The sequence below is a fragment of the Vreelandella halophila genome (genome assembly GCF_009856365.1).
Lineage (GTDB): Bacteria > Pseudomonadota > Gammaproteobacteria > Pseudomonadales > Oleiphilaceae > Halospina > Halospina utahensis_B.
Genome location: NZ_WMEX01000004.1, coordinates 202,530 through 228,171, shown reverse-complemented (window position 1 = coordinate 228,171; position 25,642 = coordinate 202,530). Strand labels below are relative to the sequence as shown.

27 protein-coding genes are annotated in these 25,642 nt (G+C 63.6%); 9 read left to right on the top strand and 18 right to left on the bottom strand.

Going from position 1 to position 25,642, the window contains the following annotated elements:
• Positions 1–16 precede the first annotated feature (16 nt).
• Entirely contained in the window at positions 17–805 is a 789-nt protein-coding gene (locus GLW01_RS08720) for a hypothetical protein (protein WP_151439441.1), read from the bottom strand.
• A gap of 146 nt (positions 806–951) precedes the next feature.
• On the opposite strand from GLW01_RS08720, the gene GLW01_RS08715 reads away from it, so the two are divergent.
• Positions 952–1,962, top strand: a complete 1,011-nt coding sequence (locus GLW01_RS08715) for a LysR family transcriptional regulator (protein WP_151439442.1) — start codon at positions 952–954, stop codon at positions 1,960–1,962.
• A 3-nt stretch (positions 1,963–1,965) separates the two neighbouring features.
• On the opposite strand, the gene GLW01_RS08710 is transcribed toward GLW01_RS08715, so the two are convergent.
• The 7 genes from GLW01_RS08710 to GLW01_RS15750 form a co-directional block, all read right to left on the bottom strand.
• Complete coding sequence (locus tag GLW01_RS08710) at positions 1,966–2,925, bottom strand: GNAT family N-acetyltransferase (protein ID WP_160898819.1); 960 nt, start codon at positions 2,923–2,925, stop codon at positions 1,966–1,968.
• Positions 2,922–4,115 (bottom strand): cupin domain-containing protein, encoded by a 1,194-nt coding sequence (locus tag GLW01_RS08705; protein ID WP_160898818.1) that lies wholly within the window; start codon positions 4,113–4,115, stop codon positions 2,922–2,924. The genes GLW01_RS08710 and GLW01_RS08705 overlap by 4 nt, the downstream gene beginning before the upstream one ends.
• Positions 4,116–4,143: 28 nt before the next feature.
• Complete coding sequence (gene purB / locus GLW01_RS08700; RefSeq protein WP_151439445.1) at positions 4,144–5,541, bottom strand: adenylosuccinate lyase; 1,398 nt, start codon at positions 5,539–5,541, stop codon at positions 4,144–4,146.
• A 69-nt stretch (positions 5,542–5,610) separates the two neighbouring features.
• Positions 5,611–6,237 (bottom strand): high frequency lysogenization protein HflD, encoded by a 627-nt coding sequence (gene hflD / locus GLW01_RS08695; protein ID WP_151439446.1) that lies wholly within the window; start codon positions 6,235–6,237, stop codon positions 5,611–5,613.
• Positions 6,234–7,400 (bottom strand): tRNA 2-thiouridine(34) synthase MnmA, encoded by a 1,167-nt coding sequence (mnmA, locus tag GLW01_RS08690; protein WP_151439447.1) that lies wholly within the window; start codon positions 7,398–7,400, stop codon positions 6,234–6,236. The genes hflD and mnmA overlap by 4 nt, the downstream gene beginning before the upstream one ends.
• A 34-nt stretch (positions 7,401–7,434) precedes the next feature.
• On the bottom strand, positions 7,435–7,884 hold the full coding sequence (locus GLW01_RS08685) for an NUDIX hydrolase (protein ID WP_151439448.1): 450 nt from the start codon (positions 7,882–7,884) through the stop codon (positions 7,435–7,437).
• 121 nt (positions 7,885–8,005) lie between these two features.
• A complete protein-coding gene (locus tag GLW01_RS15750) occupies positions 8,006–8,323 on the bottom strand; it encodes a cold shock domain-containing protein (protein WP_151439449.1) in 318 nt (105 codons plus the stop codon).
• 309 nt (positions 8,324–8,632) lie between these two features.
• On the opposite strand from GLW01_RS15750, the gene clpS reads away from it, so the two are divergent.
• Positions 8,633–8,986: an ATP-dependent Clp protease adapter ClpS gene (gene clpS, locus GLW01_RS08675; RefSeq protein WP_077531808.1), complete on the top strand. Its 354-nt coding sequence runs from the start codon at positions 8,633–8,635 to the stop codon at positions 8,984–8,986.
• A gap of 14 nt (positions 8,987–9,000) precedes the next feature.
• Complete coding sequence (gene clpA, locus GLW01_RS08670; RefSeq protein WP_151439450.1) at positions 9,001–11,286, top strand: ATP-dependent Clp protease ATP-binding subunit ClpA; 2,286 nt, start codon at positions 9,001–9,003, stop codon at positions 11,284–11,286.
• Between the two features lie 67 nt (positions 11,287–11,353).
• On the opposite strand, the gene infA is transcribed toward clpA, so the two are convergent.
• The 9 genes from infA to GLW01_RS08625 all read right to left on the bottom strand — a co-directional run bounded on the left by infA (position 11,354) and on the right by GLW01_RS08625 (position 18,120).
• Entirely contained in the window at positions 11,354–11,572 is a 219-nt protein-coding gene (infA, locus tag GLW01_RS08665; protein ID WP_077531475.1) for a translation initiation factor IF-1, read from the bottom strand.
• Between the two features lie 120 nt (positions 11,573–11,692).
• The gene (locus GLW01_RS08660; protein WP_151439451.1) at positions 11,693–12,433 is read right to left on the bottom strand and encodes an arginyltransferase; all 741 of its coding nucleotides are present in this window, start codon (positions 12,431–12,433) and stop codon (positions 11,693–11,695) included.
• Complete coding sequence (aat, locus tag GLW01_RS08655; protein WP_151439452.1) at positions 12,430–13,143, bottom strand: leucyl/phenylalanyl-tRNA--protein transferase; 714 nt, start codon at positions 13,141–13,143, stop codon at positions 12,430–12,432. The genes GLW01_RS08660 and aat overlap by 4 nt, the downstream gene beginning before the upstream one ends.
• Before the next feature lie 9 nt (positions 13,144–13,152).
• Positions 13,153–14,097: a thioredoxin-disulfide reductase gene (gene trxB / locus GLW01_RS08650; protein ID WP_095616971.1), complete on the bottom strand. Its 945-nt coding sequence runs from the start codon at positions 14,095–14,097 to the stop codon at positions 13,153–13,155.
• Positions 14,098–14,166: 69 nt separating this feature from the next.
• Positions 14,167–15,084 (bottom strand): AAA family ATPase, encoded by a 918-nt coding sequence (locus tag GLW01_RS08645; protein WP_160898817.1) that lies wholly within the window; start codon positions 15,082–15,084, stop codon positions 14,167–14,169.
• Positions 15,084–15,986, bottom strand: coding sequence for a carbon-nitrogen hydrolase (locus GLW01_RS08640; RefSeq protein ID WP_160898816.1), 903 nt, complete (start codon positions 15,984–15,986; stop codon positions 15,084–15,086). The genes GLW01_RS08645 and GLW01_RS08640 overlap by 1 nt, the downstream gene beginning before the upstream one ends.
• Positions 15,979–17,022, bottom strand: coding sequence for an agmatine deiminase family protein (locus GLW01_RS08635; RefSeq protein WP_160898815.1), 1,044 nt, complete (start codon positions 17,020–17,022; stop codon positions 15,979–15,981). Before GLW01_RS08635 ends, GLW01_RS08640 begins: the two co-directional genes overlap by 8 nt.
• A gap of 49 nt (positions 17,023–17,071) precedes the next feature.
• Positions 17,072–17,449 (bottom strand): hypothetical protein, encoded by a 378-nt coding sequence (locus tag GLW01_RS08630; RefSeq protein WP_151439456.1) that lies wholly within the window; start codon positions 17,447–17,449, stop codon positions 17,072–17,074.
• A gap of 74 nt (positions 17,450–17,523) precedes the next feature.
• Positions 17,524–18,120 carry a PilZ domain-containing protein gene (locus GLW01_RS08625; RefSeq protein WP_160898814.1) on the bottom strand — a complete coding sequence of 199 codons (597 nt, stop codon included), beginning with the start codon at positions 18,118–18,120 and terminating at the stop codon, positions 17,524–17,526.
• Positions 18,121–18,212: 92 nt separating this feature from the next.
• Between GLW01_RS08625 and GLW01_RS08620 the strand changes: the two genes are divergently transcribed.
• Together GLW01_RS08620 and GLW01_RS08615 are read left to right on the top strand one after the other, a co-directional pair.
• Positions 18,213–19,454, top strand: a complete 1,242-nt coding sequence (locus tag GLW01_RS08620; protein WP_160898813.1) for a lipoprotein-releasing ABC transporter permease subunit — start codon at positions 18,213–18,215, stop codon at positions 19,452–19,454.
• Complete coding sequence (locus GLW01_RS08615) at positions 19,447–20,136, top strand: ABC transporter ATP-binding protein (RefSeq protein WP_160898812.1); 690 nt, start codon at positions 19,447–19,449, stop codon at positions 20,134–20,136. The genes GLW01_RS08620 and GLW01_RS08615 overlap by 8 nt, the downstream gene beginning before the upstream one ends.
• On the opposite strand, the gene GLW01_RS08610 is transcribed toward GLW01_RS08615, so the two are convergent.
• The gene (locus GLW01_RS08610; RefSeq protein ID WP_151439460.1) at positions 20,117–20,650 is read right to left on the bottom strand and encodes a DUF2062 domain-containing protein; all 534 of its coding nucleotides are present in this window, start codon (positions 20,648–20,650) and stop codon (positions 20,117–20,119) included. The genes GLW01_RS08615 and GLW01_RS08610 overlap by 20 nt on opposite strands.
• A 53-nt stretch (positions 20,651–20,703) precedes the next feature.
• On the opposite strand from GLW01_RS08610, the gene GLW01_RS08605 reads away from it, so the two are divergent.
• From GLW01_RS08605 to msbA, 4 genes are all read left to right on the top strand, one after another.
• Entirely contained in the window at positions 20,704–22,770 is a 2,067-nt protein-coding gene (locus GLW01_RS08605) for a ComEC/Rec2 family competence protein (RefSeq protein WP_160898811.1), read from the top strand.
• A gap of 69 nt (positions 22,771–22,839) precedes the next feature.
• Positions 22,840–23,442: a MotA/TolQ/ExbB proton channel family protein gene (locus GLW01_RS08600; protein WP_202405648.1), complete on the top strand. Its 603-nt coding sequence runs from the start codon at positions 22,840–22,842 to the stop codon at positions 23,440–23,442.
• Entirely contained in the window at positions 23,439–23,867 is a 429-nt protein-coding gene (locus tag GLW01_RS08595) for an ExbD/TolR family protein (RefSeq protein ID WP_151439463.1), read from the top strand. Before GLW01_RS08600 ends, GLW01_RS08595 begins: the two co-directional genes overlap by 4 nt.
• A complete protein-coding gene (msbA, locus tag GLW01_RS08590) occupies positions 23,857–25,617 on the top strand; it encodes a lipid A export permease/ATP-binding protein MsbA (RefSeq protein ID WP_160898810.1) in 1,761 nt (586 codons plus the stop codon). Before GLW01_RS08595 ends, msbA begins: the two co-directional genes overlap by 11 nt.
• Positions 25,618–25,642: the final 25 nt, after the last annotated feature.

The window sequence follows — 25,642 nt, the reverse complement described above, 5'->3', positions numbered from 1 at the left end:
ACCTCCTCAGGAGGCCTCAGCTGTCGTAATCCGCTTTCTTCTTCCAGGCCTCTTCCTCGTGGATGAACTCTTCCCATTCACGGTTCACGCTGCTGGGCATGACCGCTTCAGTGCGCTCAGCATTGGGATCCTGTCCCTCGGCCAGCCGGTTGAGTTCCTTGATGCGCTCACGGTAACGCGTTACCAGCTCAGCCGCATCCGGGTGATCCTTGGATTTCTCCAGCTCACTTGCCGCCAGGTGATAGCAGTGGATGGCCTTGCGGTAGCGTTTGGCCTGTTCATGGTCCTGTGCCTGGAAAACCATCAGTTCGGCATAGACACGGTGTACCAGGAAAAGAATGTTGACGAGGTGCTGGCGCGAGGCTTCGGCGGACACCCGTCCCGCCTTCTTCTGGCGTTCCACGAACCGGAAAAGCATCTGCAGCAGGCTGCGGATTTCCTTGACCCGTTGTGGGTCGTTCATCGGGAACTCGCCGGGGCCCTCGACCTGGCCGGATTCCAGCGCCGACAGTGCGGCCTGGTCGGCTTCCTCCAGCGCCTTCGGGTTACCCGGCGCATTGAGTTCCCGCAGCTGGCCCGCCAGTTCCAGTGCCCGCTGCAGTATGAGGCGGCGCAGAGCCTTGTCCAGAAAGGAGTTGGGCAGTTCGTCAACGAACCGGCGCAGGAGGCTGTGGCCATCCTCCAGGGCCTTGACGCGGCGCATGCGTTCCACGCGCGCCTTTTCACGCATCTGGCTGACAACGATCAGGACAAGGCCGATGATCAGCAATAGCGCCAGAACACCGATGATGGCGATAGTGGTCATAGTCAGTACACGCTGTGGTATCCGGAATGGTTCCAGTATAGACGAGATGCCTGATAACTGCATGAATGGACGAGCAAAGCGGTCCAGACTGGTCTGGCACGCCGCTGTAACGGCATAATGGCCGCTCTTCTGACCCTGGAGATGGCATGGATCTGTCCCGGATCGACCTCAACCTGCTGGTGTATCTGGATGTGCTGCTGCGCGAGAAGAGCGTCACGCGAGCGGCCAGCTACCTCGGCCTGACACAGCCCGCCATGAGCAATGGGCTGCGCCGGCTGCGGGAACTGTTTGATGATCCGCTGCTGGTGCGCACAAGCGAGGGCATGAGCCCCACGGAGCGGGCCCTGGGGCTCCAGCCCCGGGTACGCGAGATCCTGGCCCAGGTGGAGCAGACAGTCCAGAAGACCGGGTCCTTCGATGCCGGGGCCAGTGAGCGGGTTTTCCGCATCATGGCCAGCGACTACGCGGAATCCACGCTCATGCCCCGGGTTCTGCGCCTGATCCGCAGGCTGGCGCCGCACGTGACCCTGGATGTGCTGACCCCCTCGGACGTGAGCTTTCTGGATGTGGAGCAGGGGCGGGTGGATATGGCCATCAACCGCTTTGACACCATCCCGCAGTCGTTCCATCAGCGCACCCTCTGGACCGACTGGTTCGCCTGCCTGATGAGCAATGAGAACCCGGTGCTGCGCGAGCCGTTCACTCTGGACACCTACCTTCAGGCGAATCACATCTGGGTCAGCAAGACCGGTTTCGGTGTCGGCGTGGGCGTGAACCCGCGCGATGTGCAGCGCCTGGGGTGGGTGGATGAGGCGCTGGGCAAGCTGGGCCGCAAGCGCCGGATCTCGGTGTTCACCCGCCATTATCAGGTGGCGACCCTGCTGGCGGAGCAGCACGATGTGATGGCGACACTGCCATGCCGTGCGGCCTGGCTGCAGAAGGACAATCCGGGGTTGGTGGTCAAGGCGCCGCCGTTCCCGATTCCGCCGATTGACCTCAAGATGGCCTGGAGCCCCCTGCTGCAGCATAATCCGGATCATCAGTGGCTGCGCCAGCGGATCGTGGAGGGGGCGGAGGAGCTGAATCAGGCCTTCGAGCCCTTTGCGGCGGATTTCATCCCGGCCGGTCCGGAACCGGCCCATCCCTCGGAACGCTGAGCCTCAGAGGGGCAGGTCGCGCAGTTCCACGGAGCTGCGGCCGTATTCCCAGGCACGCTCGAACTCCTCGGCAAAGGGGCGCACCCGGCGCGGCGCCGAGGCGTTGGCAAAGCCTTCGGCCGCATTGAAATCATGCCGACTGATGACGCCGCTGTCGTCCACAAGAATCACGGGGCGACTGGGGTGGGGGTAGCTTGTATTCACCAGCCTGAGGCCCATGCGGCTGGGCAGTCGGCGCATCAGCTCCACCAGGCTGTGCCGGCGCTTCACCAGTGGGCTGTCGTCATGGATGAGAAACCGGATGTCGCTGTGGCGGCTGCGCCGGGCCAGCTGTGACACCGCCTGTTCCAGCTCGCTGTCGTCATAGAGGGCATGGCTGAGGGTGCTGTCATGAATCCAGAGCCGCCGGGTTGCCTGTTCCGCCATGGCGAGGAGCGCTTCCAGCTGATCGCCGTTGGCGCCGAGCTGCCAGCTGGTGGTGTCCGAGGCCAGCAGGAAGGGGCACCGGGTTTCGGCCTCCTGCTGGGTGACCAGCGAGGGCGCGGTGCAGTTCATGCGCCTGTGGGGGATGCCGGCATCCATGTACCTGTCCGAGACCACATAGAACCCCAGCCGCCGGTAGAAATCGACGGCTGTCTCCTGGGCGCCAAGTGTGAAGCGGCTCCAGGTCGCAAGCCCATCCTGGAGCATCCGGGTCAGAAGGCGTGTTCCCACGTCCTGGCCGCGTGCGCTGGCGGCGACCGCCATACGGCCTATGGCGCCCCATCCGGTCTGTGCCTCGTAAAGACGCGCCGTCGCAATGGGCTCGCCGGTGTCGTCATGGACAAGGTAATGCACCGCGCTGGCGTCGGTATCATCCCACTCCAGTTCCTCGGGCACCTGCTGTTCAGCCGTGAACACCTGGCGGCGCAGGGCTATGGCGGCTTCCGGCAGCTGGCCGGCGGGGTGCGCCTCGATTCTCATGCCTCGTCGTCCTCCTCCCCCTCCCCCTCATCATCCTCGGGGTAGAGGCTGCCCTGGTTGACCAGCGAGACCACCAGATCCGCGAGCGCGGATTCCCGCATATAGTCGGTGAGGGCGCCCATGTCCGGATGCCGGCCGGCGCAGAGGACGGCGGCAATGCCGGTGGCGTTGCCGGTCAGGCGGAAGCGCTGGCCGTCCACGAACAGCAGGCGGCCGCCGTCGTCAGGGAGGTCGTAAAAGCTGAAGCGGCTGCCCTCGTTCCAGACAAGGGGATTGCCTTCGGCGACCAGTTCCTGGAGGGTTGTGGCATCCATCGGGTCTTCCGGTGGCTCGACAATGCCTTCGTGACTCGGTTCGGTCATGGCCTGGCCGAACCAGCTGGCGATGGTGTCCGGATTCTGAAGTGCTTTCTCAAGGATCGATTGCAGTTCCTTGATCTGGCTGTCACTGATGCGCCCCGGGTTATCCTGAAGCGCGGGCGCCGGATCCTCCAGCTGGCGATCCAGCGCGGGGCTGTCGGCCACAGAGTCCGCGACACCGGTTACCACATCCGCATGGCTGGGCGTGCGGAATCCGATGGACAGGGTCATGCAGTCGTCCTCGGCAATACCCCAGTGGGCCACGCCGGGGGGCAGATAGAGCATGTCACCGGGATTGAGTACGGCTTCTTCCTGAGTCTCAAAATCCGCGAGAATGTGCAGTGGCGTACCCTCGACCCGGGGTGAGGTGTTGTCGTGAACGCCCCCGATCTTCCAGCGCCGCTGGCCAATGGTCTGGAGCAGGAACACATCGTAGCGGTCGAAGTGGGGACCGACGCTGCCGCCGACAGGCGCGAAGCTGGCCATGATGTCGTCCAGGCGCCAGTTGGGCACGAACCGGAAGTGTTCCAGCAGCTCCGCCGCCTCCGGCACCCAGTGATCCAGGCCCTGGACCAGCAGGGTCCAGTCCCGGTCCGGAAGCGACTGCAGGTAGGTCTCCTCGAAGGGCCCGTTGTGGAGCTGCCAGGGCTTGTCGTTCTCCGTTTCAAACACAAGGCGGGATTCCACCGCCTCCTCACAGGCGAGTCCGGCGAGCTCGTCCACCGAGACCGGTGATTCAATACCCGGAAAGGCGTTGCGGATGATCAGTGGCTTCTTCTGCCAGTAGTCGCTGAGGAAGCGCTCGATGCTGGTTTCGCCGAGTACGGACATGGGGTTTTCGGGCCTTCGGTCTCAGGGGTCACTTCGGGGAACGGGCGCGGATTGAACGCGCCTGTTCCGCGGCATTACCGGTATAGCGGGCTGGTGTCAGGCTGCGCAGCTGCTCACGCGCCGCTTCGGGGATATCCAGACCGTCGATGAACGTGTGGATGGCCTCCGGGGTCATATCCCTGCCGCGGGTGAGCTCCTTGAGCTTCTCATAGGGCTTTTCCACCCGGTAGCGGCGCATCAGGGTCTGGATGGGCTCGGCCAGGATCTCCCACGCCTGCTGCAGATCCTCGTCCAGGCGCTGGGGGTTGATCTCCAGCTTGGAGAGTCCTTTCAGGGTGGCCTGCCAGGCGATCAGGCTGTGCGCCAGGCCCACGCCCAGGTTGCGTAGAACCGTGGAATCGGTCAGATCGCGCTGCCAGCGGGATATGGGCAGTTTGGATGCGAGATGGTCGAGTATGGCGTTGGCCAGCCCCAGGTTGCCCTCGGAGTTCTCGAAGTCGATGGGATTGACCTTGTGGGGCATGGTGGAGGATCCCACCTCGCCGGCAACGGTGCGCTGCTTGAAGTAGCCGAGCGAGATGTAGCCCCACAGGTCCCGATCCAGATCGGTCAGCGCTGTATTGAAACGGCTCAGGGCGTTGAAGAGCTCAGCCACGCAGTCATGGGGTTCGATCTGGGTGGTGTAGGGGTTCCAGCTCAGGCCAAGCCCCTCCACGAAGTCGCGGCTGAGCGTTTCCCAGTCCACTTCCGGGTAGGCGCAGAGGTGCGCGTTGTAGTTACCCACGGCGCCGTTCATCTTGCCCATGAGCGCTGTGCCGCCCAGTTGCTCGCGCTGGCGGGACAGGCGGTAGGCGCTGTTGGCCAGTTCCTTGCCGACCGTGGTGGGCGAGGCGGTCTGGCCATGGGTGCGGGCCAGCATCGGCTGCTCGGCAAGCTCTTCCGCCATGCCCTGAAGGCGCTCCAGGAGCTCATCCATGGTTGGCAGGATCTGGGTGTCCATGGCCTCGCGCAGCATGAGTGCGTGGGAGAGGTTGTTGATGTCCTCTGAGGTGCAGGCGAAGTGCACGAACTCGGAGACCTCGGTGAGCTCTGGCAGTGACTCACTGACCGATGCGATGCGCTCCTTGATGAAGTATTCCACCGCCTTCACGTCATGGTTGGTGGTACGCTCGGTGGCCTTGATGGTCTCGGCATCGTCTAGACTGAAACCGGTCACCATGTCGTCCAGAAAGCGGTTGGCAGCCTCGGAGAATGCAGGGACTTCGGGGATGTCCTGCTGCGCGGCCAGGTGCTGGAGCCAGCGTACTTCGACGGTCACCCGGGCGCGGATGAGCCCGTATTCACTGACGATTTCACGCAGCGGCGCCACTTTGCTGCCATAACGACCGTCGACGGGCGAGATCGCCGTGAGGGCGTTCAGATCCATGGAGACAAGCCTCTCGTGCAATGGGTAAAGGGCCTATTATACACGAGCGGACGGGCTGCAGGCAGGCGCTCAGTCGAGGTCGTGGAGAATGCCGTCGGCGATGGCGACGTGGCGCTTGCGGCGGAAGAGCAGCTGCCAGCGCCGGCCACCCAGCTGGCGCCAGAGCACGGCCGAGCGGATGCCGGCCAGAAGGCAGGCACGGATGCGGGCCGCGTTCTCTTCAATTTCAAGGTACTGGCGGTGACCGTTGACGTTGATTTTGATCCGGAACGTGCTGAGCGTGTCCTGGTAGATGCTGGCCAGGTTGCGCTGCACGTTCGGGTGGGTCGGGCCGAAATGCTCAACGGTCCGCCGTGCCTGTTCGATGCGCTCACCAATGGTGTCCATCATGTCCGGCTGTTTGTGCAGACGCGCCTCCAGCTGGACCAGGCTCAGGCTGTAGCGCAGGATCTGCGCGTCCTGGCTGGCGGGCTGCTGGCCCATGGCCCGGCTCAGTGTTTTCAGGCCTTCACGCAGGCCATAAAGGTCGCCGTAGACATCCAGGGTGTTGCCCGGATCCGTTTCGAACAGGGAGCGGATGGTGGTTTCCAGTGGGTCCTGCAGACACTGGCCCTTGGTGGCCGTCTGGTGTACCAGGCTGGCAGCCTGGAAGATGCCGGCCAGCGCCAGGGTCTGGTCGCGCAGACTGGCGCTCACGCGGACTGCCCCTGCATGGGAATGGATTCGCCGGGCGAGCCCGCCTCGTCCATGAAGGTGCGTTCGATGACGCCGCCACCCAGGCAGACCTCGCCCTGATAGAAGACTACCGACTGGCCGGGTGTAACCGCGCGCTGGGGTTCATCGAAAAGGACGCGATAGCCGTCACCGGCGGCCTCCAGGGTGCAGCTCTGGTCCGGCTGGCGATAACGGTTCTTGGCAACGCAGCGCAGGGGCAGTTCCGGCGCCCCGGTAACCCAGTCGATGTGCCAGGTGTACAGACCCTGCCGGTACAGCAGGGGATGCTGGCCCCCCTGGACGGCGACCAGGACGTTGCGGTCCAGGTCCTTGTCCGCCACGTACCAGGGCTCGGTGCTGTAACCGGAAAGCCCCCCGATTCCAAGACCCTGGCGCTGACCGATGGTGTGGTACATCAGGCCCTGGTGGCGCCCGATCACATCACCGTCCGGGGTTTCGATGTTCCCGGGCTGGGCCGGCAGATAGGTCTTGAGGAAATCGCTGAAGCGGCGTTCACCAATAAAGCAGATCCCTGTGCTGTCCTTCTTGTCGTGGGTGACCAGGCCAGCGTCCTCCGCGATCCGGCGGACCTCGGTCTTGTCCATGTCGCCCAGCGGGAAGAGGGTGCGGGCCAGCCGTTCACCAGCCACCGCGTGCAGGAAGTAGCTCTGGTCCTTATTGCCGTCCAGCCCCCGCAGAAGCTGGGCCTGGCTGCCGTCGCCGATCACGCGCCGGCGGGCGTAATGGCCGGTCGCAATGTAATCAGCGCCGAGCGTAACCGCATGATCGAGAAAGGCCCGGAACTTGATCTCCTTGTTGCACAGGATGTCCGGGTTGGGGGTGCGGCCAGCGCTGTATTCGGCCAGGAAGTGCTCAAAAACGCGGTCCCAGTATTCACCGGAGAAGCTGGCGGTATACAGCGGAATCCCGATGCGCCCTGCCACAGCCTGGGCATCCGCCAGATCCTCCATGATGGTGCAGTGCTCGGTGCCGTCCGCCTCGTCCCAGTTCTTCATGAACAGACCCTCCACGCGGTAGCCCTGCTGTTTGAGCAGCAGGGCGGCCACGGAGGAGTCAACACCGCCGGACATACCGACGATGACGTGGGGGGCGTTTGCGTTGCCGGGATTCTGGACTTCGGTCATAGGGCGCCTATTGTAGGGGATTGGCGCGGGTGCGTCACTGCGGGGTGGCCTCCCGGATCAGGTCCAGCGGGAAACGCCGTCCGCTGCGGTAGTCGCTGATGCAGTTGGCGACCAGAGGGCTGCGCAGCTGATCACTGCGGGCATCCAGCTCACCGGGGGTAAGCCAGTGTGCTGCGATAATGCCATCATCAAGCGCGTCGGTTTCCCGCGGGCCCGCTTCTCCAATAAAGGCATAGCGGTGATAGGTGAGTCCGTTATGGGGCGAACGGAACACATAGATGCCGAGAAAGGCTGTGAGCGTTACCGGATAGCCGGTCTCCTCCAGGGCCTCACGCCGTGCGGCTTCCAGTATGGATTCGCCTTCCTCGATGTGGCCCGCAGGCTGGTTGAGGACCACGGCGCCCTCGCTGTGCTCCTCAACCATCAGGAACCGATCCGCATCGGGGACAACAACGGCCACGGTGGCATTGGGCTTCCACTGCATCGGGCAAACTCCGGTCTGACATAATGGGTGCAGACTCTAGAACGCTCGGCGGCGGAAGGGAAGAGCGGACGCAGTGCGCCCGCCGGGGCACCATGGATGCCCCGGTACCGGGGTGGGGAGTTCAGGCTGTCTGTTGCTGGGACTCCGGCTGTCGGGCACGCGACTCGCTGCCGGTACCAGCGTTGCTTTCCTCCTGGGACGCGGACTCACTGCTTTCCCTGCGCCGCGACGGTGCTTCATGGGGGATGATGTTGACCGCGTGGATGCCCTTGGCGCTGGGCTGTTTCTCGAATTCAACACGCTGGCCCGCCTTGAGCGTCTTGTAGCCTTCCATCTGGATGGACGAAAAATGGACGAACAGATCCTCGCTTTCTCCCTCCTCGATGATGAAGCCGTACCCCTTGGCGTTGTTGAACCACTTGACCTTGCCCTGATGCATCACTTCCTCCTTGCTCTCAGAGAATCCCTGCCTGCCGACTGCCTGGTTGGCGTCCGGAGCCGGTTCCCCCGGAAACAGCTCCTGGTCACAGCGGGTGAATGAATGTAACGCTTTGTAAAATCATTATGGAAACTGTTGACTAAAAATCCACCAGAGTCAAGTGGCGTATAACCGATTTGAGGACTGGTCGCGGGTGACCGGGGCGGGTGTCGCGCGGGATGAACGTGATAAAATCAAGCCGGGCGATGGTGAGCATGGCCTGGAATCCGTACATGGCGACACATTATGACTGAAGACAGGTTCGTAAAGATGGATCAGGCTCTACTAGTATGGAATCAGGATGGTGGAGAAGAGGACCCGGGCCAGGACGACGGCACCGCCGTTGAAACGGAAAAACCCGAGGTCAAGCACCCCTCGCTGTACCGGGTGGTGCTGATGAACGACGACTACACGCCGATGGACTTCGTCGTGGAGGTTCTGATGACCTTCTTCGCCATGCCGGAGGAAAAGGCGACACAGATCATGCTGGCGGTACACACTCAGGGCAAAGCGGTCTGTGGCGTCTATACTCGGGATATAGCGGAAACGAAAGCGGCCCAGGTGAATCAATATGCTTCCGAGCACGATCATCCGCTGCTGTGTGAGATTGAACGAGCTGACTGAAACCGGGGTGGCCCATGCTCAGTAAAGACCTCGAACTGACCCTCAACGAGGCATTCCGTAACGCGCGGGACAAGCGTCATGAGTTCATGACGGTGGAGCATCTGCTGCTGGCACTGCTCGACAACGAATCCGCCGTACGCGTGCTTAAAGCCTGCGGGGCCGACCTGCCGCGACTGCGCGAGGAGCTCAACGACTTCGTGGATTCCACGACGCCGCTGATTCCCTCCAATGACAGTGAGCGCGAGACCCAGCCGACGCTCGGGTTCCAGCGTGTGCTGCAGCGCGCCGTTTTCCATGTGCAGTCCTCCGGCAAGAAGGAGGTGACCGGCGCCAACGTGCTGGTGGCCATCTTCAGCGAACAGGAGAGCCAGGCGGTGTTCGTGCTCAAGAAACAGAACATCGCGCGCATCGACGTTGTGAACTTCATCTCCCACGGCATCTCCAAGGTGTCAGGCCCGGATGAGAAAGAAGGCGGCTCGGAGTCGGAATCGATGCAGCAGGAAGAGAGCGCGGAGGAAGGCACGAGCTCCAATCCGTTGGAAGCCTATGCCCAGAACCTCAATGAGCGTGCCACCCAGGGTCACATCGACCCGCTGATCGGGCGCGAGCATGAGGTGGAGCGCACCATCCAGATCCTGGTCCGCCGGCGCAAGAACAACCCGCTGCTGGTGGGTGAGGCCGGCGTGGGCAAGACCGCCATTGCCGAGGGGCTTGCCAAGAAGATCGTGGATGGTGATGTGCCGGATGTCATCAAGAATGCGGAAGTGTTCTCGCTGGATCTGGGCGCGCTGCTGGCCGGCACCAAGTACCGGGGTGATTTCGAGAAGCGGCTCAAGGCGCTGCTGGCGGAACTGAAGAAGCGCGAGCACGCCATCCTGTTCATTGACGAGATCCACACCATCATCGGTGCCGGCTCGGCTTCGGGTGGTGTCATGGACGCTTCGAACCTGCTCAAGCCCATGCTGGGCTCCGGCGAGATACGCTGCATCGGCTCAACCACCTTCTCCGAGTTCCGCGGGATCTTCGAGAAGGACAGTGCCCTGGCGCGGCGCTTCCAGAAGATTGATGTGAACGAGCCGAGCGTTGAGGACACCTACCGGATCCTCAAGGGGCTCAAGAGCCACTTCGAGAAGCATCATGAGCTCAAGTACACCGATAAGGCGCTGCGCAGCGCCGCAGAGCTGGCGGGCCGGTACATTACCGACCGTCACCTGCCGGACAAGGCCATCGACGTGATTGACGAGGCCGGGGCGCGGCAGCAACTGCTGCCCGTGTCCAAGCGCCGCAAGGTGATCAACGAAGGGGCCATTGAGGACATCGTGGCGGCGATCGCACGGATCCCCCCGAAGAATGTGTCCTCCTCGGACAAGGACGTGCTGCGCAACATCGAGCGTGACCTGAAAATGACCGTCTTCGGCCAGGATGAGGCCATCGAGTCCCTTTCCACCGCCATCAAGCTGGCACGGGCCGGGCTCAAAGCGCCGGAGAAACCCGAGGGGGCCTTCATGTTTGCCGGCCCCACCGGCGTGGGCAAGACCGAGGTTACTCGCCAGCTGGCGAACCTGCTGGGGATCGAGCTGGTGCGCTTCGATATGTCCGAGTACATGGAGCGCCACACGGTATCACGCCTGATCGGGGCACCGCCGGGCTACGTGGGCTACGACCAGGGCGGGCTGCTGACCGAGAACGTGAACAAGCATCCGCACTGTGTGTTGCTGCTTGATGAGATCGAGAAGGCGCACCCGGAAGTGTTCAACCTGCTGCTGCAGGTTATGGACCACGGCACGCTCACGGACAACAACGGGCGCAAGGCGGACTTCCGCCACGTGATCCTGGTGATGACCACCAACGCGGGCGCGGAGGTGCTGACCAAGCGTTCCATCGGCTTCGCTAACCAGGACCACAGCACCGACGGCATGGAGATCATCAACAAGACCTTCACGCCGGAGTTCCGGAACCGCCTGGATGGGATCATTCAGTTCCGTTCGCTCAGTCCGGAAATCATCTCGCACGTGGTCGACAAGTTCCTTACGGAGCTCCAGGCCCAGCTGGACGAGAAACAGGTGGTGCTGCACGTGGACGACGAGGCCAAGCTCTGGCTGGCCCAGCACGGCTACGACGAGAACATGGGCGCACGTCCCATGGGCCGCCTGATCCAGGAGAAGATCAAGAAGGGCCTGGCGGAAGAGATCCTGTTCGGGCGGCTGTCGAAGAACGGCGGCGACGTCTCCATCCATGTGAAGGACGACGACCTGGCGTTCGAGTTCGAAACGGAAGAGCCAGCCGAACCCGTCGAATAGAGTTGACCCGTAACAGAAAAACCCCGGCATCCATTCGGATCCCGGGGTTTTTTAATGGAAGGAGCCGTTAACGGTAGCGGTAGGTGATCCGGCCCTTGCTCAGGTCATAGGGCGTGAGCTCCACCTTGACCTTGTCGCCAGTCAGGATGCGGATGTAGTTCTTGCGCATCTTGCCCGAGATGTGAGCGGTAACGGTGTGCCCGTTCTCCAGCTCCACACGGAACATGGTGTTGGGAAGGGTATCGACGATCACGCCTTCCATTTCAACGGCATCGGACTTTGCCATTCAGTTGCTACTCCGTACTTTGATGAAACGCTGGTATGCGCCCGGCAGGGATTGAACAGAACACGGCGTATGCCGGGGCAGAGTGGCGCAATTCTGCCTTAATTTGCGTTCATTGCCAAATCAGGCGGGCGAATTGTGCAGCATACCGTCGCTGGTGACCAGCTCGGTCCAGCGTCCATTCATCAGCTGCTCCAGCGGGCGGAAGCGGGTCTTATAGTTCATCTTGCGGCACTGGCGGATCCAGTACCCCAGATACAGGTGCGGCAGGCCGCGCCTGTGGGCCTCCTGGACCTGCCACAGAATGGCGAAGGTGCCCAGGCTGCGCTTTTCCTCGCCGGGCTCGAAGAAGGTGTAGATGGCCGACAGGCCGGTATCGAGCACGTCCACCACGGCGACCGCGATCAGCCGCCCCTCGCGCCGCATCTCCAGGAAGAAGCCGTCGATGCTGCCTTCGATGAGGAAGGAGGTGAACTGTTCCCGGCTGGGTGGGTACATGTCGCCGTCGTGGTGGCGCTCAATAACGTAGCGCTCGTAGAGGTCGTAGATTTCCTCGTCGAAGCGCACCGGCGTCTGGATCAGGGTCAGGTCGCGGTTGTCGCGCCGCACACGGCGCTGGGAGCGATCCGGCTGGAAGCGTTCGACCGGAATCCGCACCGGAATGCAGGCGTTACAGCCACGGCAGTGCGGGCGGTAATAATGCGAGCCGCTGCGCCGGAAGCCCAGTTCCGTGAGCTGGGTATAGAGGTTGCGGTCCACCTGGGCCCGGGGATCGACGAACATGGTCGTTGCCTGACGGTCGGTCAGGTAGCTGCACGGATGCTCGGGGGTAGCGAAGAAGATCAGCGTCTTGAGACTGCTCATGTATCGGACTCCCGGCCCCAGAACCAGTCCATCCGCCAGTCGTGTCCGGCGGGATGATCCACATTCTCTCTGAGTATAGTCAAAAAGCGCCGGCGTGAAATCCGTTCGGCGCCCAGACTCAACAGGTGGCTGTTTTCCACCTGACAGTCCAGCAGAGCATAGCCCCAGCGTTCAAGCTGACGGGCCACGTGCACGAACACGATCTTGGAGGCATCACGCTGCCGGCTGAACATGGATTCCCCGAAGAAGCAGCGGCCGACGGCAACACCGTAGAGGCCGCCCACAAGCTGGCCGTCGGCGTTCCAGGCCTCAAAGGAATGGGCATGGCCGAGTTCATGGAGGTGGCAGTAGGCCGCTTCCATGTCGCCGGTGATCCAGGTGCCTTCCTCGCGCAGTCGGCCGCAGTCACGGATGACGTCCTCGAAGGCGCAGTCCACCGTGATGCGCAGTTCATCCCGGTTGAGCCGGCGGCGCAGGCTGCGGGCGATGTGTACGTGTGGCGGAAAGAGGACACAGCGCGGGTTGGGAGACCACCAGAGAATGGGCTGGTCGTCGGAGAACCAGGGGAAGATCCCCTGGCTGTAGGCGTTCAGAAGGCGATCGGGGTGCAGATCGCCCCCGATGGCCAGAAGCCCGTCCGGTTCATCCAGAGCGCTTTCCGGATCCGGGAACCAGTGGGAGCGTGTGTCCAGCCAGGGGAGCGCGGACATGAGCAGGGATCAGGCGAGGCCGTCGAGGTACTTTTCGGCGTCCAGCGCCGCCATGCACCCGAAGCCGGCCGAGGTCACCGCCTGGCGGTAGACGTGGTCAGCCACGTCACCCGCCGCGAAGACGCCGGGCACGCTGGTTTCCGTCGCCATGCCTTCAAGGCCGCTGCGGATCCGGATATAGCCGCCGCTCATGTCCAACTGGCCCTGGAAAAGGTCGGTGTTGGGCTTGTGGCCGATGGCGATGAAAACGCCGGCAACATTCAGATCCCGGGTCTCGCCGGAATGCTTGTTCTTCAGACGCGCGCCGGTGACGCCGGTGGCATCGCCCAGTACCTCATCCAGGGTGTGATCCCAGATGATGCTGACGTTGTCCTTCGCGAACAGCTTGTCCTGCAGGATCTTCTCCGCGCGCAGCTGGTCCCGGCGGTGGACCAGGGTGACGTTGTTGGCGATGTTGGAGAGGTAGAGCGCCTCTTCCACGGCGGTGTTGCCGCCGCCGATCACGGCCACGTCCTGATTGCGGTAGAAGAAGCCATCGCAGGTGGCGCAGGCGCTCACGCCCTGGCCCATGAACGTCTCCTCGGACTCCAGGCCCAGGTACATGGCGCTGGCGCCGGTAGCAATGATCAGCGCATCACAGGTGTAGGTGCCGGAATCGCCGGTGAGGGTGAAGGGCCGCTGGCTGAGGTCAGCACCGTTGATGTGGTCGTACACCAGCTCGGTGTTGAAGCGCTGGGCGTGGTCCTTCATGCGCTCCATCAGGTCGGGGCCCTGGAGCCCCTCAATATCCCCGGGCCAGTTCTCGACATCTGTAGTGGTGGTGAGCTGGCCACCCACTTCGATACCGGTGATCAGCGTGGGATTGAGGTTGGCGCGCGAGGCGTAGACGGCGGCGGTGTAGCCCGCGGGGCCGGAGCCGAGAATGATCAGGCGATGGTGGTTGCTGTCGCTCATGCTGTTCCTCTATCGGGAAAACGGTGTCAATCAATGGTAGTCATGGTAACGCCGGCGCAGGGGCGGGCGCTACACGATCACGGGCACGTCACGCAGGATCCGCTGGGAGAGCATCTCCTGGCGGTTGTGGTGGTCATCCACCAGGCGGTGTTCAACCACACTGGGCAGGACCGCCTGGACGTCGTCGGGCAGCACATGACCACGGCCCTCCAGAAGCGCCCAGGCGCGGGCGGCCCGCAGCAGGCCCAGACCCGCCCTGGGGGAAAGCCCGTAAAGAACGCCGGGGATGTCCCGGCTGTAGGCGAGGATGCGCTGGATGTAATCCAGAAGGGCGTCGGAGACGCTGATCTCGGGCAGTAGCGCCTGCATCCGCTGGAGGGATTCCGGTGACAGCAGTGGTGTCAGCTCCGCGGTCATGTGGCGCCGATCCCGACCCATGAGAAGCTCACGCTCGGCGCGTTCGTCCGGGTAGCCCAGGGTCAGGCGCATCAGGAAACGGTCCAGCTGGCTTTCCGGCAGGGGAAAGGTGCCGCGCTGATCCAGAGGGTTCTGGGTGGCGATGACGAAGAAGGGCTCTTCCAGGGAACGGGTTTCCCCTTCAATGGAGACCTGGCGTTCCTCCATGGCCTCCAGCAGGGCGCTCTGGGTGCGGGGCGAGGCACGGTTGATCTCGTCCGCCAGGATCACCTGGGCGAAGATCGGGCCGGGGTGGAATACCAGGTCGCCGGCTTCCTTGTCGTACATGGAGAACCCCAGCAGGTCCGCCGGCATCAGGTCGCTGGTGAACTGGATGCGGTTGTAGCTGAGCCCCAGGGTGCCGGAGAGCGCGTGGGACAGGGTGGTCTTGCCCATGCCCGGAATGTCCTCGATCAGCAGGTGCCCTCCGGCGAGCACACAGCACAGCGCAAGGCGCACCTGGTCACGCTTGCCCAACAGGACCCGGTTGAGCTGGTCGGTGGTCTGCTGGAGCAGGTCGGCATTCTTCATCAGTCCCTCACGCGTCGGGTCAGGTGATCGTAAGCGTCCACGCGGCGATCCCGCAGGTAGGGCCAGATACGCCGCAGGGTATCGGTCCGATCAGGGTCGATGGTGGCCAGAAGGATGTCATCACCCTCGGCACTGCTGCGGGCCAGGAGTTCGCCCTGGCCACCGCAGATGAAGCTGTTGCCCCAGAACTGGATGCCGTTGCCGGAGCCGTCCGGCGCCTCCTCGAAACCGTGCCGGTTGGGCGCGATGACGGGCAGGTTGTTGGCAATGGCGTGACCGCGCTGGACGGTGATCCAGGCATCCAGCTGGCGAGCCTGTTCGTCGGCGTCGTCTGCCGGGTCCCATCCAATGGCAGTGGGGTAGATGAGCACTTCGGCGCCGGCCAGGGCCATGAGCCGGGCGGCCTCCGGGTACCACTGATCCCAGCACACGAGAACGCCGAGCCGCCCCAGTGAGGTCTGGATGGGCCGGAAGGCATCCGCGGAAGCGTCGCCCGGCGTGAAATAGAATTTCTCGTAGAATCCGGGATCGTCAGGGATGTGCATCTTGCGGTAACGGCCGGCCAGGCTGCCGTCGCTGTCCAGCACTACCGCCGTATTGTGGTGAACCCCCGCCATGCGCTTCTCGAAGACGGAGCCCACGATGACCACACCCAGCTCCGCGGCCAGCTCGCCCAGGAAACGGGTGGTGGGGCCGGGAATGGTTTCGGCCCGGTCGAAGACGTCCGTGGCCTCTTCCTGGCAGAAGTAGGGGCCGGTGTGGAGTTCCTGCAGCACCACCAGCTGAGCGCCCTGGTCGGCGGCGCTTTCGATCAGGCCTGCGGAATGGGCCAGGTTGGCTTCGCGGTCCGCGCCGCAGCTCTGCTGTATGGCGGCGGCGGTGAAGGCGTGTTGATCAGCCATCGGGCACGGCTCCTGGTGGCAGCTGCATGGTCAGGCAGTGAAGGCTTCCGCCCTGGTGGATGAGGGGCCGGCACTGGATGCCTTGGACCCGGCGCTGCGGGAAACAGCCTGCAATCACCCGGCAGGCCTCGTCATCCTGGGCGACGCCGTAGCATGGCACGAGCACGGAATGGTTGGTAATCAGGAAGTTCGCGTAGGTGGCCGGCAGCCGGTTGCCCTCTTCGTCGTGGACCGGATCCGGCCAGGGCAGGGCCGTCAGGCGGTAAGGCTGGCCGTTGCCATCGGTGTGCGCCGCCAGTTCCCGGGCCATTGCCTGGAGTTCCGTGTAGTGGCTGTCCCCGGGGGTATCGCAGCCCTGGTAGACAATGTGCCCCGGCCCGGCGAAGCGGGCCAGTGTGTCAATGTGGCCATCGGTATCGTCGCCTTCAAGGTGGCCGTGATCGAGCCACAGGATGCGCTCCGCGCCCAGCCGTTCATGGAACCATTGCGTCATCCGCTCGGCGGCCGGTTCCGGGTTGCCGCGGTTGGGATTGAGAACGCAGGGGCGGTTGATCAGCAGCGTGCCCACCCCGTCGGTCTCGAGTGCGCCGCCTTCCACCACCAGTGGATCGCTCTCCAGGGGCAGACTGCCGAGTGCGCCCTGGGCGTGCAGGGCGCGGTTGACCGCGTTGTCCCGATCAGCGGGGAACTTGTTGCCCCAGCCATTGAAGGTGGCGTCCAGAAGTCGCCACTCGGCGCCATTGCTGAGCGCCAGGGGACCGAAGTCGCGGGCCCAGGTGTCGTTCGTGGGCACGACCACGGTATGTAGCCGGCCCAGGTCATATTCGCAAACAAGAAGCCGTTCAAGATCAACGGCCTGGCGCTCACTGCTGACGCACAGGGTAAGATCCTGCTCGGCCAGTATCGCCCGGGCTATGGCGGTGAATGTGGGCTCGGCGCGATCGGCCAGCGCGGCCCAGTCGGAATCGGGCTGGGGCCATGCCATCAGGACAGAGCCCTGCTTCGCCCATTCAGCGGCAAGACGGAAACGGCTCACGGTTCCGGGAACCTCCGGTGTCGATTCTGGGCGCGCAACAATACCGGGTTCAGTCCGCGCTGTCAGGCTCCACAACGGTGTCGATGACCCATTCATCCTCGAAGACCACGACAAAGCGCGGGTACTGCCAGCGCGTGATGGGCGGCTCCCCCACGGGGCCCTGACGCGCCTCCGGATCGCCGAAGCGGTCCTGGACGGAGCCCATGCTCTCACCCCGGCGCGGAGTGCGTATATTGCCTTCCTGCTGGATCTTAAGGCTGAGGGGACGGGTCGTGCGTTCGGCCTGCTGTTGCTGCTGGGCGCGGGCGCTGGCCGCGTCGGATTCGGGGTTGGCCATCTGCTGGGCAGAAGCCATGGAGGCCGCCAGCGGCAGCAGTGTGAGCGTGGCGATCCGGCAACAAAGTGTCCGGGGAGTCAGTGTTCGCATGATTGTGGTTCCGGTCAGACTCGGTGATCCATGAGTGTTTCCCTAACTATAGCGCACGAGCCGGCTGCGTCGAGTCAGGGGGTGTCGCCGTGCTGCTCACGGCGCTGTCGCGCCTGCTGGCGTTCCCGGGCCTGCAGCCGGAGCACATGCCGGGCGATCTGCTGGCGCTCGGCATCCTCCATGTTGTGGAACTGCAGGTGCAGGCGGGTGCCGTCGTCCGTGGCATCCACGGACACCACGCGGGTATAGGCGGCAACCTGGCTGAGTTCGGGCATCAGGGTCAGGCGCACGGCCATCAGTGAATCGAGCTCAGGCACCGGGTCCGTGGTGATGAAGGAAAGGCCTCCCTCGCTGAGGGTGACATGAACCCACTCACTGTCTTGCAAGGGATTCTGCTGAAAGGTCATAATCCGCGCCACCGTGTCGAGCTTCTCGTTGAGAGCACGGGCGAGCTGGGAGAGGACCCGGTCGCTTTCCGAAAGCAGCCCGAGCTGATGGCGGATCTCCGCATCATGCCGGCGCAGCTCCTCCTCCAGCGGAAGCGTTTCACCGCCCTCGAAGAGGGTTTCCGGGGGACCGGTTGGCTCCCCCTCGAGTTGACGGCATTCGAGGCCCACGCGGTCCTCGATCCGGTAGAACTGGCGACGCTCGGGATCGTGTTCTGATGGCATGACGTTCTCCTGGACCCGATCCTCCTGAGTGTAACAGTGATTCATGACAGTGCAGGCGCGGCCGACCTGCCCAAGGATTCCGGTAACCATCTATGTTCAGACCCCTTTCCGTATTCATCGGCCTGCGCTACACCGCCGCCAAACGACGCAACCACTTCATTTCCTTCATCTCCCTGGTCTCAATGCTGGGCCTGATCCTCGGGGTCATGGTGCTGATCACCGTGCTGTCAGTGATGAACGGCTTTGACCGGGAACTGCGTGAACGCATTCTCGGCATGGTGCCGCACGCAGTGGTCGAGAGCCCGGACGGCATGGAGGACTGGCGCGATGTGGCCCGGGTCGCCGAATCCAACCCCAGGGTGACGGGCGTGGCGCCATTCTCACGGGCCCAGGGCATGCTCACGGGCAGGGGCCAGGTTCAGGGTGCGCTGATCAACGGCGTGGACCCGGAATACGAACCCGATGTCTCGATCATCCAGAAACACATGACCCATGGCAGTCTGTCGAACCTCAAGGCGAACGAGTTCGGCATCATCCTGGGTGAAGCACTGGCACGGCGCCTGGGGATCCGCATGGGGGACAGGGTGACCGTGGTGCTGCCGGAAGCGTCCGTTTCCCCGGCGGGTGTGCTGCCCCGAATGAAACGGTTCACGCTGGTGGGCACCTTCAGTGTCGGGGCGGAACTCGACAGCAGCTACACCCTGATCCACTACAGGGATGCCGGCAAACTGCTCCGTCTCGGGGATAAGGCTCAGGGCGTGCGGATCCAGGTGGAGGAGCTTTTCCAGGCTCCGCGGGTGGCCAATCAGATCGCGCAGTCGCTGCCGGGCGCCTATCGGACCATGAACTGGACCCAGACCCACGGCAACCTCTTTCAGGCGATCCAGATGGAAAAGACCATGATCGGTCTGCTGCTGATGTTCATCGTGGCCGTGGCCGCATTCAACATTGTCTCGGCGCTGGTCATGGTGGTGACGGACAAGAAGGCGGATATCGCCATTCTCCGGACCATGGGGATGACCCCGGCCGGCATCATGGCCGTGTTCATCATCCAGGGGGGCGTGATCGGCGTGGGCGGCACCCTCATCGGCACCGGCCTGGGCGTACTGCTGGCGCTCAACATCAGCAGCGTGATCGAGTGGATCGAGAGCGTGCTCAGCATGCAGTTCCTGAGTGCGGATGTGTATTTCATCAGTTACCTGCCGTCGGAACTGCAGCTCAACGACGTGCTCATTGTCGGTGGCGCCGGCCTTGCCATGAGCCTGCTTGCAACCATCTACCCGGCGTGGCGCGCCTCCCGGGTGCAGCCGGCGGAGGCCCTGCGCTATGAGTGAGACACCGATCATCCAGTGCCGTACCCTGGCCAAGACGTACCGCGAAGGGCGCGAAACCCTGCGCGTGTTCTCGGACGTGAACCTGAGCGTTGCGCCCGGGGAAACCCTGGCCATTGTGGGCAGTTCCGGCTCCGGCAAGACCACACTGCTCAACATGCTGGGTGGGCTGGACCGGCCCAGCGAGGGGGATGTCTGGATCGACGGCGAGGCCATCCATGGTATGCGCGAGCGTGAGCGCTGCCGCTTCCGCAACCGCACCCTGGGGTTCGTCTACCAGTTCCACCACCTGCTGGCGGAGTTCAGTGCGCTCGACAACGTGGCGCTGCCGGCGGCGCTGGGGCGTTACAGTCCCCGCCAGGCGAGGGCGAAGGCCCGGGATCTGCTGGAGCGTGTTGGCCTGGGTGAGCGCCTCAGGCACAAGCCATCGGAGCTGTCCGGCGGTGAGCGCCAGCGGGTGGCGATTGCGCGGGCACTGGTCAACGATCCGCGCTGTGTGCTGATGGACGAGCCCACGGGCAATCTGGATGACGATACCGGCGAGCGGATCCAGGGGTTGATGCGCGAACTGAACGAGCAGCTGGATTCCGCCTTCGTGGTGGTCACCCATGACCTGGAGCTGGCTCAGGGGATGGGACGCGTGCTGCGCCTGGACCACGGTGGGCTCAGTGAGACCGATTCCTGAGGCGGCGTTCGTACTGGCGCTGATGCCAGCGCTGGCGCACACGCCGGCGCCATAACTGCTGGATGGCGAGATAGGCGCTCAGGGAAAAGACCACGCCCAGGATCAGGGACCCGATGTACAGCGGCACACCCACCTCGATCAGGCGGCTGCTGATCCACTCCCAGCTGAGCTGGAACTGCTCGGCCTCCCCGGGGCGCCCGAGCACCAGGACACCGACGGCGTAACCGGCGTAGAGCAGTGGTCCCATTGTCAGTGGGTTGCTGATCCAGAGGGTGATCAGTGTCAGCGGCAGGTTGGCATTGAACCAGATGGCCGTCATGGCAGCCGGCAGGCTCTGGAACGGCATGGGCACCATGCACCAGAACACGCCGAGCAGGATGGCCCTGGACACCGAGTGGCGGTTGATGTGCCACAGGTTGGGTTCATGCAGGACGTCGCCGAGCAGCTTCAGGGCACGGAACCGGCGGAGCTGATCCGGGTGAGGGATGAGGCGCCTGAAGAAACGTCTGTCCATGAGTGAAGCTCACCTCATCCGAACGAAAACACGGTATGACAGGGAAGGGTGCTATGCGCGCAGGGATGCTGGCGCTGACAGTTGTGCTTATCCTACTGGAATGGCCGGGGGTACAGCCACCCACAGAGCCAAAGGCATGGACGGAGCCGGTTACTGTTAAGGGCTATGTCTGTGACCCCGCCCGGCCCACCAGCGGCGGTCACCTGGCTTTTGTGGTCTGTACCAGCGGTGGGGATGGACAACTGCCTGCCCGGATCAGGGCCACGCTGGACGGCGAGGCTTCCCGCCACCGGATCAGTGGCGGCGTGGTGCTTGAAGCTCGCCTGAATCCGCCGCGTGCCCCGCTCAACGCCGGCGGTGGCGGATTTGAGAAGTGGCTCTGGCGCGAGCGCATCGGCGCCATTGCCAGGGTCCGCAGCATGGAGCCCGCCCCCGAATTCTGTGGCCTCGCCTGCCACTACCATGCAGCCCGCGTTGGGCTGATCCACCGCCTCAATCGTCACGGACAGCGCCTTCGAAATCCTGAGCTGGTGGAGGCGCTGCTCTTTGGCAGCCGCGCGGGCCTCAAGCAAGAGCACTGGGGTCGGCTTGATGCCACGGGGACCCAGCATCTGGTGGCCATTTCCGGCCTGCACGTGGGACTGGTGGCCGCCATTGCCGGCGCGGTCCTGGGGGCGCCCATTACCCGCGCGGCCCACAGGCGACCTGCCCCGGGTCGGATGATCGCTTTTGTCCTGGTCGGGCTGGTGGCGACGGGATACGCGCTGCTTGCTGGGTTGACCGTGCCGACCCAGCGCGCGCTGGTGATGGTGGCCGTGGCGGGCTGGATGCTCGCCTCCGGACGCCAATGGCGGCTCTGGGACGGTTGGCTGATGGCCCTGATGATGGTGGTGGTGCTGGAGCCACGGGCCCTGTGGGGGCCGGGTTTCTGGCTGTCCTTCGGCGCCGTGGCCTGCCTCATACTGGGGCTGGGCGCCCGCCTCCGTTCCCCCGGTGCCGTGAGTGGTCTGGTGCTGGCCCAGTTTGCCGTTGTGGCTGGTCTAGCACCGCTGTTGCTGTGGCATGGAATGGCCCCGTCCGGCGTTGCCTTTGCTGTGAATCTGGTTGCCATTCCCTGGCTTTCCGTTGTGGTGATGCCGGTGATTCTGGTTGCCGCACCCTTATTGCTGCTCCATCCAGCGTCCGCCAGTTGGGTCCTTCCTGGGGTGGATATGGCGGTCACCGTGCTCTGGTCATCCCTGGGCTGGGCCCAGCAGTGGGCTTTTGAACTGCCCGTGCCCGCCCCCGGCACCGCATTGGTGGGTGCTGCTCTTGTCCTGTGTGCGATGTTGCCAGTTGGCTGGCCCTACCGCCTGCTTGCCGGCGCTGTGCTGGGCCTGGTTCCCCTGGCTGGGCATCAGCCGGTGGCACCCGTTGGGAGTGCCCATGAGGTGAGGGTGGCGGATGGCGTGGGTGGGCCGGTGGTTGTGATCCGGGATGGGGCGTGGACGGTGCTGTTTGATGGGCGTGAGCCCGGTTCGCGGACTCGGGCGATTACCCGTGACCGAATAGGTGCCTGGCTGGATACGCTGGGGATCAGCGTGATCGATCAACTGGTGCTGGGGGATCCGGATATGGACCCGCAGCAATACTGGGTGTCCCCCAGGCTTCCGGATGTCCGCCGTGTTATTCAAGCGCCCGCATGTACGCTGGAGCAACACACCGGCAGGGGGCGTATTACCCTGAGTGGGATGGCTGCGGGCGGACAGTGCAGTCTGCTGCTGCGCAGTGGAGAACGCACGGCGTTGCTTGCCGGGCCCGTGGACCGTCGTGGGGAGAGGCGTATTCTCAGGGAACTCGGCAAGGGCCGGGAGGTCGATCTGCTTATGGCGCCACGGGGTGGTCAGGGGCGGTCCTCGCAACTCGGCTTCATTGAGGCGTTGTCGCCGTCGGTTTCGGTGCTGGCACCGCCCGATTGGTATCAGGGAGAGGCCGGGGCGCCGGCCCTTGAGCGATATGAGAACGCGGCGACGCGGGTGCTGTTCACTCCGCGCACCGGGGAACTGCGATTGCTGCCGGAAGAGGGCGGGTGGCGCGTGGAACCCGCGCGGGATTGTGGCCAGAAGGTGCGCCTGTGCTAAAGTGTCGGCGCTTGTTCAACAGCATGGAGAAGGCGTGTGCTCGAGCTTCTGAGGCCCGGCGGATTCATCATGATTCCGCTGCTGATCTGTTCCATCCTGGCGCTGGCCATCATCATTGAGCGGTTCTATGCGCTTCGGATCAGTCGTGTGGCGCCGGCGGCGACCACCAATGAGCTCTGGCGGCTGATCAAGAAAAAGGAGCTGAACTCACGCCGCCTCAAGGCGATCCAGGAATCCTCGCCCATTGGCCGGATCATGGCGGCCGGGCTCAGTAACGCCAAGCATGGCCGTGACATCATGAAGGAGAGCATCGAACACGAAGCCTCCCAGGTGGTGCATGAGCTTGAGCGCTTCCTCAACCCGCTGGGAACGATCGCGGTCATCACGCCGCTGCTGGGTCTCCTGGGTACGGTCATCGGTATGATCAAGGTGTTCTCCCAGATCCAGCTGGCTGGCGTGGGTGACCCCGGCGTTCTGGCGGGCGGCATTTCCGAGGCCCTGATCACGACTGCGTCGGGCCTGACCGTGGCCATCCCGGCTCTTGTCTTCCACCGCTTCTTCATCCGTCGTGTGGACGAGATGGTCGTGAATATGGAACAGGAAGCCATCAAGCTGGTGGAAGTGGTCCACGGTGACCGTGACATCATTGTCGACGAGGGCGGTGAGCAGTGAAGTTCCGGCGTCAGTCGCAACAGGAGGTTTCGGTTAACCTCACGCCACTGATCGACGTGGTGTTCCTGCTGCTGATCTTCTTCATGGTCTCGACCACCTTCACGCGTGAGACTGAGCTCCAGATCGACCTGCCCGAGGCCGAGGGAACCGAGGCGGAGCAGGAAAACAAGCGCATTGAAGTGGAGATCAGTGCCGATGGTGTCTATTCCATCAACGGCGAACGCCTTGAGGGCGTTGAACGCCAGGCTCTGAATGAACGCATCCAGAGCGTGGCCGAAGGCAATACCGAGCTTCCGTTCATCATTACCGCCGACGCCGATGCCCGCCACGAGCTGGTGGTACGTGCAATGGACGTGGCCGGCAGCCTCGGGTTTACCGGCCTGAGCATCAGCACCCAGAACAGCCCCGACGCCAATGGCGAATGATTCCGATATCTCAGACCTGACCAACTGGCAGGTCTATAAACGACTCCTGCGGTACGCGATCCCGTTCTGGGTGGCGTTTGCCGTCGCGACCCTGGGCAATGCGGTGTATGCCGGTGCCTCCACGGCCATGGCCTGGTCCATGGAGTTCGTGATCGAGGCGCTGCAGAACCCCACGCCCGAAAACCGGCGCTTCCTGCCGATGCTGATCATCGGTGTGTTCACGATCCGCGGCGTCGGTTTCTTCCTGAGCAAGTACTACATGAACTATGTCGGGCGTAACATCGTCAATGTGATGCGCGTGCAGGTGTTCGACCATCTCATGCGGGTGCCCTCAAGGTTCTACGACCAGACATCCTCAGGGCACCTGGTCTCCAAGATCACCTTCAACATCGAGCAGGTGACGGACGCCGCCACCGAGGCCGTGACCATCATCCTGCGGGAGGGGCTGACCGTGGTCGGCCTGCTCGGGTTCATGTTCTACACCAACTGGAAGCTGACTTTACTGTTCCTGGCGGTGGGGCCGATCATCGGCTGGATCATCAGCTATGTGAGCCGTCGTTTCCGTCGTATCAGCCGCCGTATCCAGTACTCCATGGGAGATGTGACCCATGTCTCCTCGGAGGCCATCACCGGCTACCGGGTGGTGCGCACCTTCGGGGGCGCAGAGCGTGAATCCGGGCGCTTCCGCAAGGTCAGCTGGGACAACCTGCGCCAGAGCCTGAAAATGGCCAAGACCCAGGCCATCAGCACCCCTGTGGTCCAGGTCCTGGTCTCGCTGGCCATCGGCTTCCTGATCTGGGTGGCCCTGTCTCCGGAATTCCGGGACGCCATGACCACAGGCCAGTTCGTTGCCTTCATCACCGCCGCCTCCACCATGGCCAAGCCCGTGCGCCAGCTGACTTCGGTCCACGCCAAGATCCAGAAGGGGATCGCGGCGTCCCAGAGTATTTTCGAAAGCATCGACTATCCCGAGGAAGAAGATACCGGGACCCGGGATCCGGGCCGCGTGGATGGCCGCATCGATTTCCAGGATCTGTGGTTCCATTACCAGGAGCAGTACGAATACGTGCTCAAGGGCATCAACCTGAACGTGGCGGCCGGGGAGACCCTGGCGCTGGTGGGGCGCTCCGGCAGCGGCAAGTCCACCCTGGTGAGCCTGATCCCGAGGTTCTACGAACTGACGGATGGGGATATCCGGATCGACGATGTCTCCGTAAGGGACTTCAAGCTCGAAGCACTGCGGCGCCAGATCGCGCTGGTGACCCAGAGCGTGGTCCTGTTCAACGACACCGTGGCCAATAACATCGCCTATGGCGAGATGAGCAGCGCCAGCCGGGAGGTCGTGCGGGAGGCGGCACGCAAGGCCCATGCGCTGTCGTTCATCGAGGATCTGCCCCAGGGTTTTGACACCATGGTCGGGGATAATGGTGTGCTGCTGTCCGGTGGTCAGCGCCAGCGCCTGGCGATCGCTCGGGCCCTGATCAAGGATGCCCCGATCCTGATCCTGGACGAGGCCACCTCCGCGCTGGATACCGAGTCAGAGCGTCATATCCAGGAGGCCCTGGAAGAGGTCATGGCCGGGCGGACCACGCTGGTGATTGCCCACCGTCTTTCGACCATTGAATCCGCCGATCGAATCGCGGTCATGGATGGCGGGCGCCTTGTGGAGATCGGTAGCCACCGTGAGCTGATTGAGCATGACGGGGCCTACGCGGCGCTGCACCGCCTCCAGTTCTCAGACGACGCCTGAGCACAGGGCCGCGGACTATGGGGGA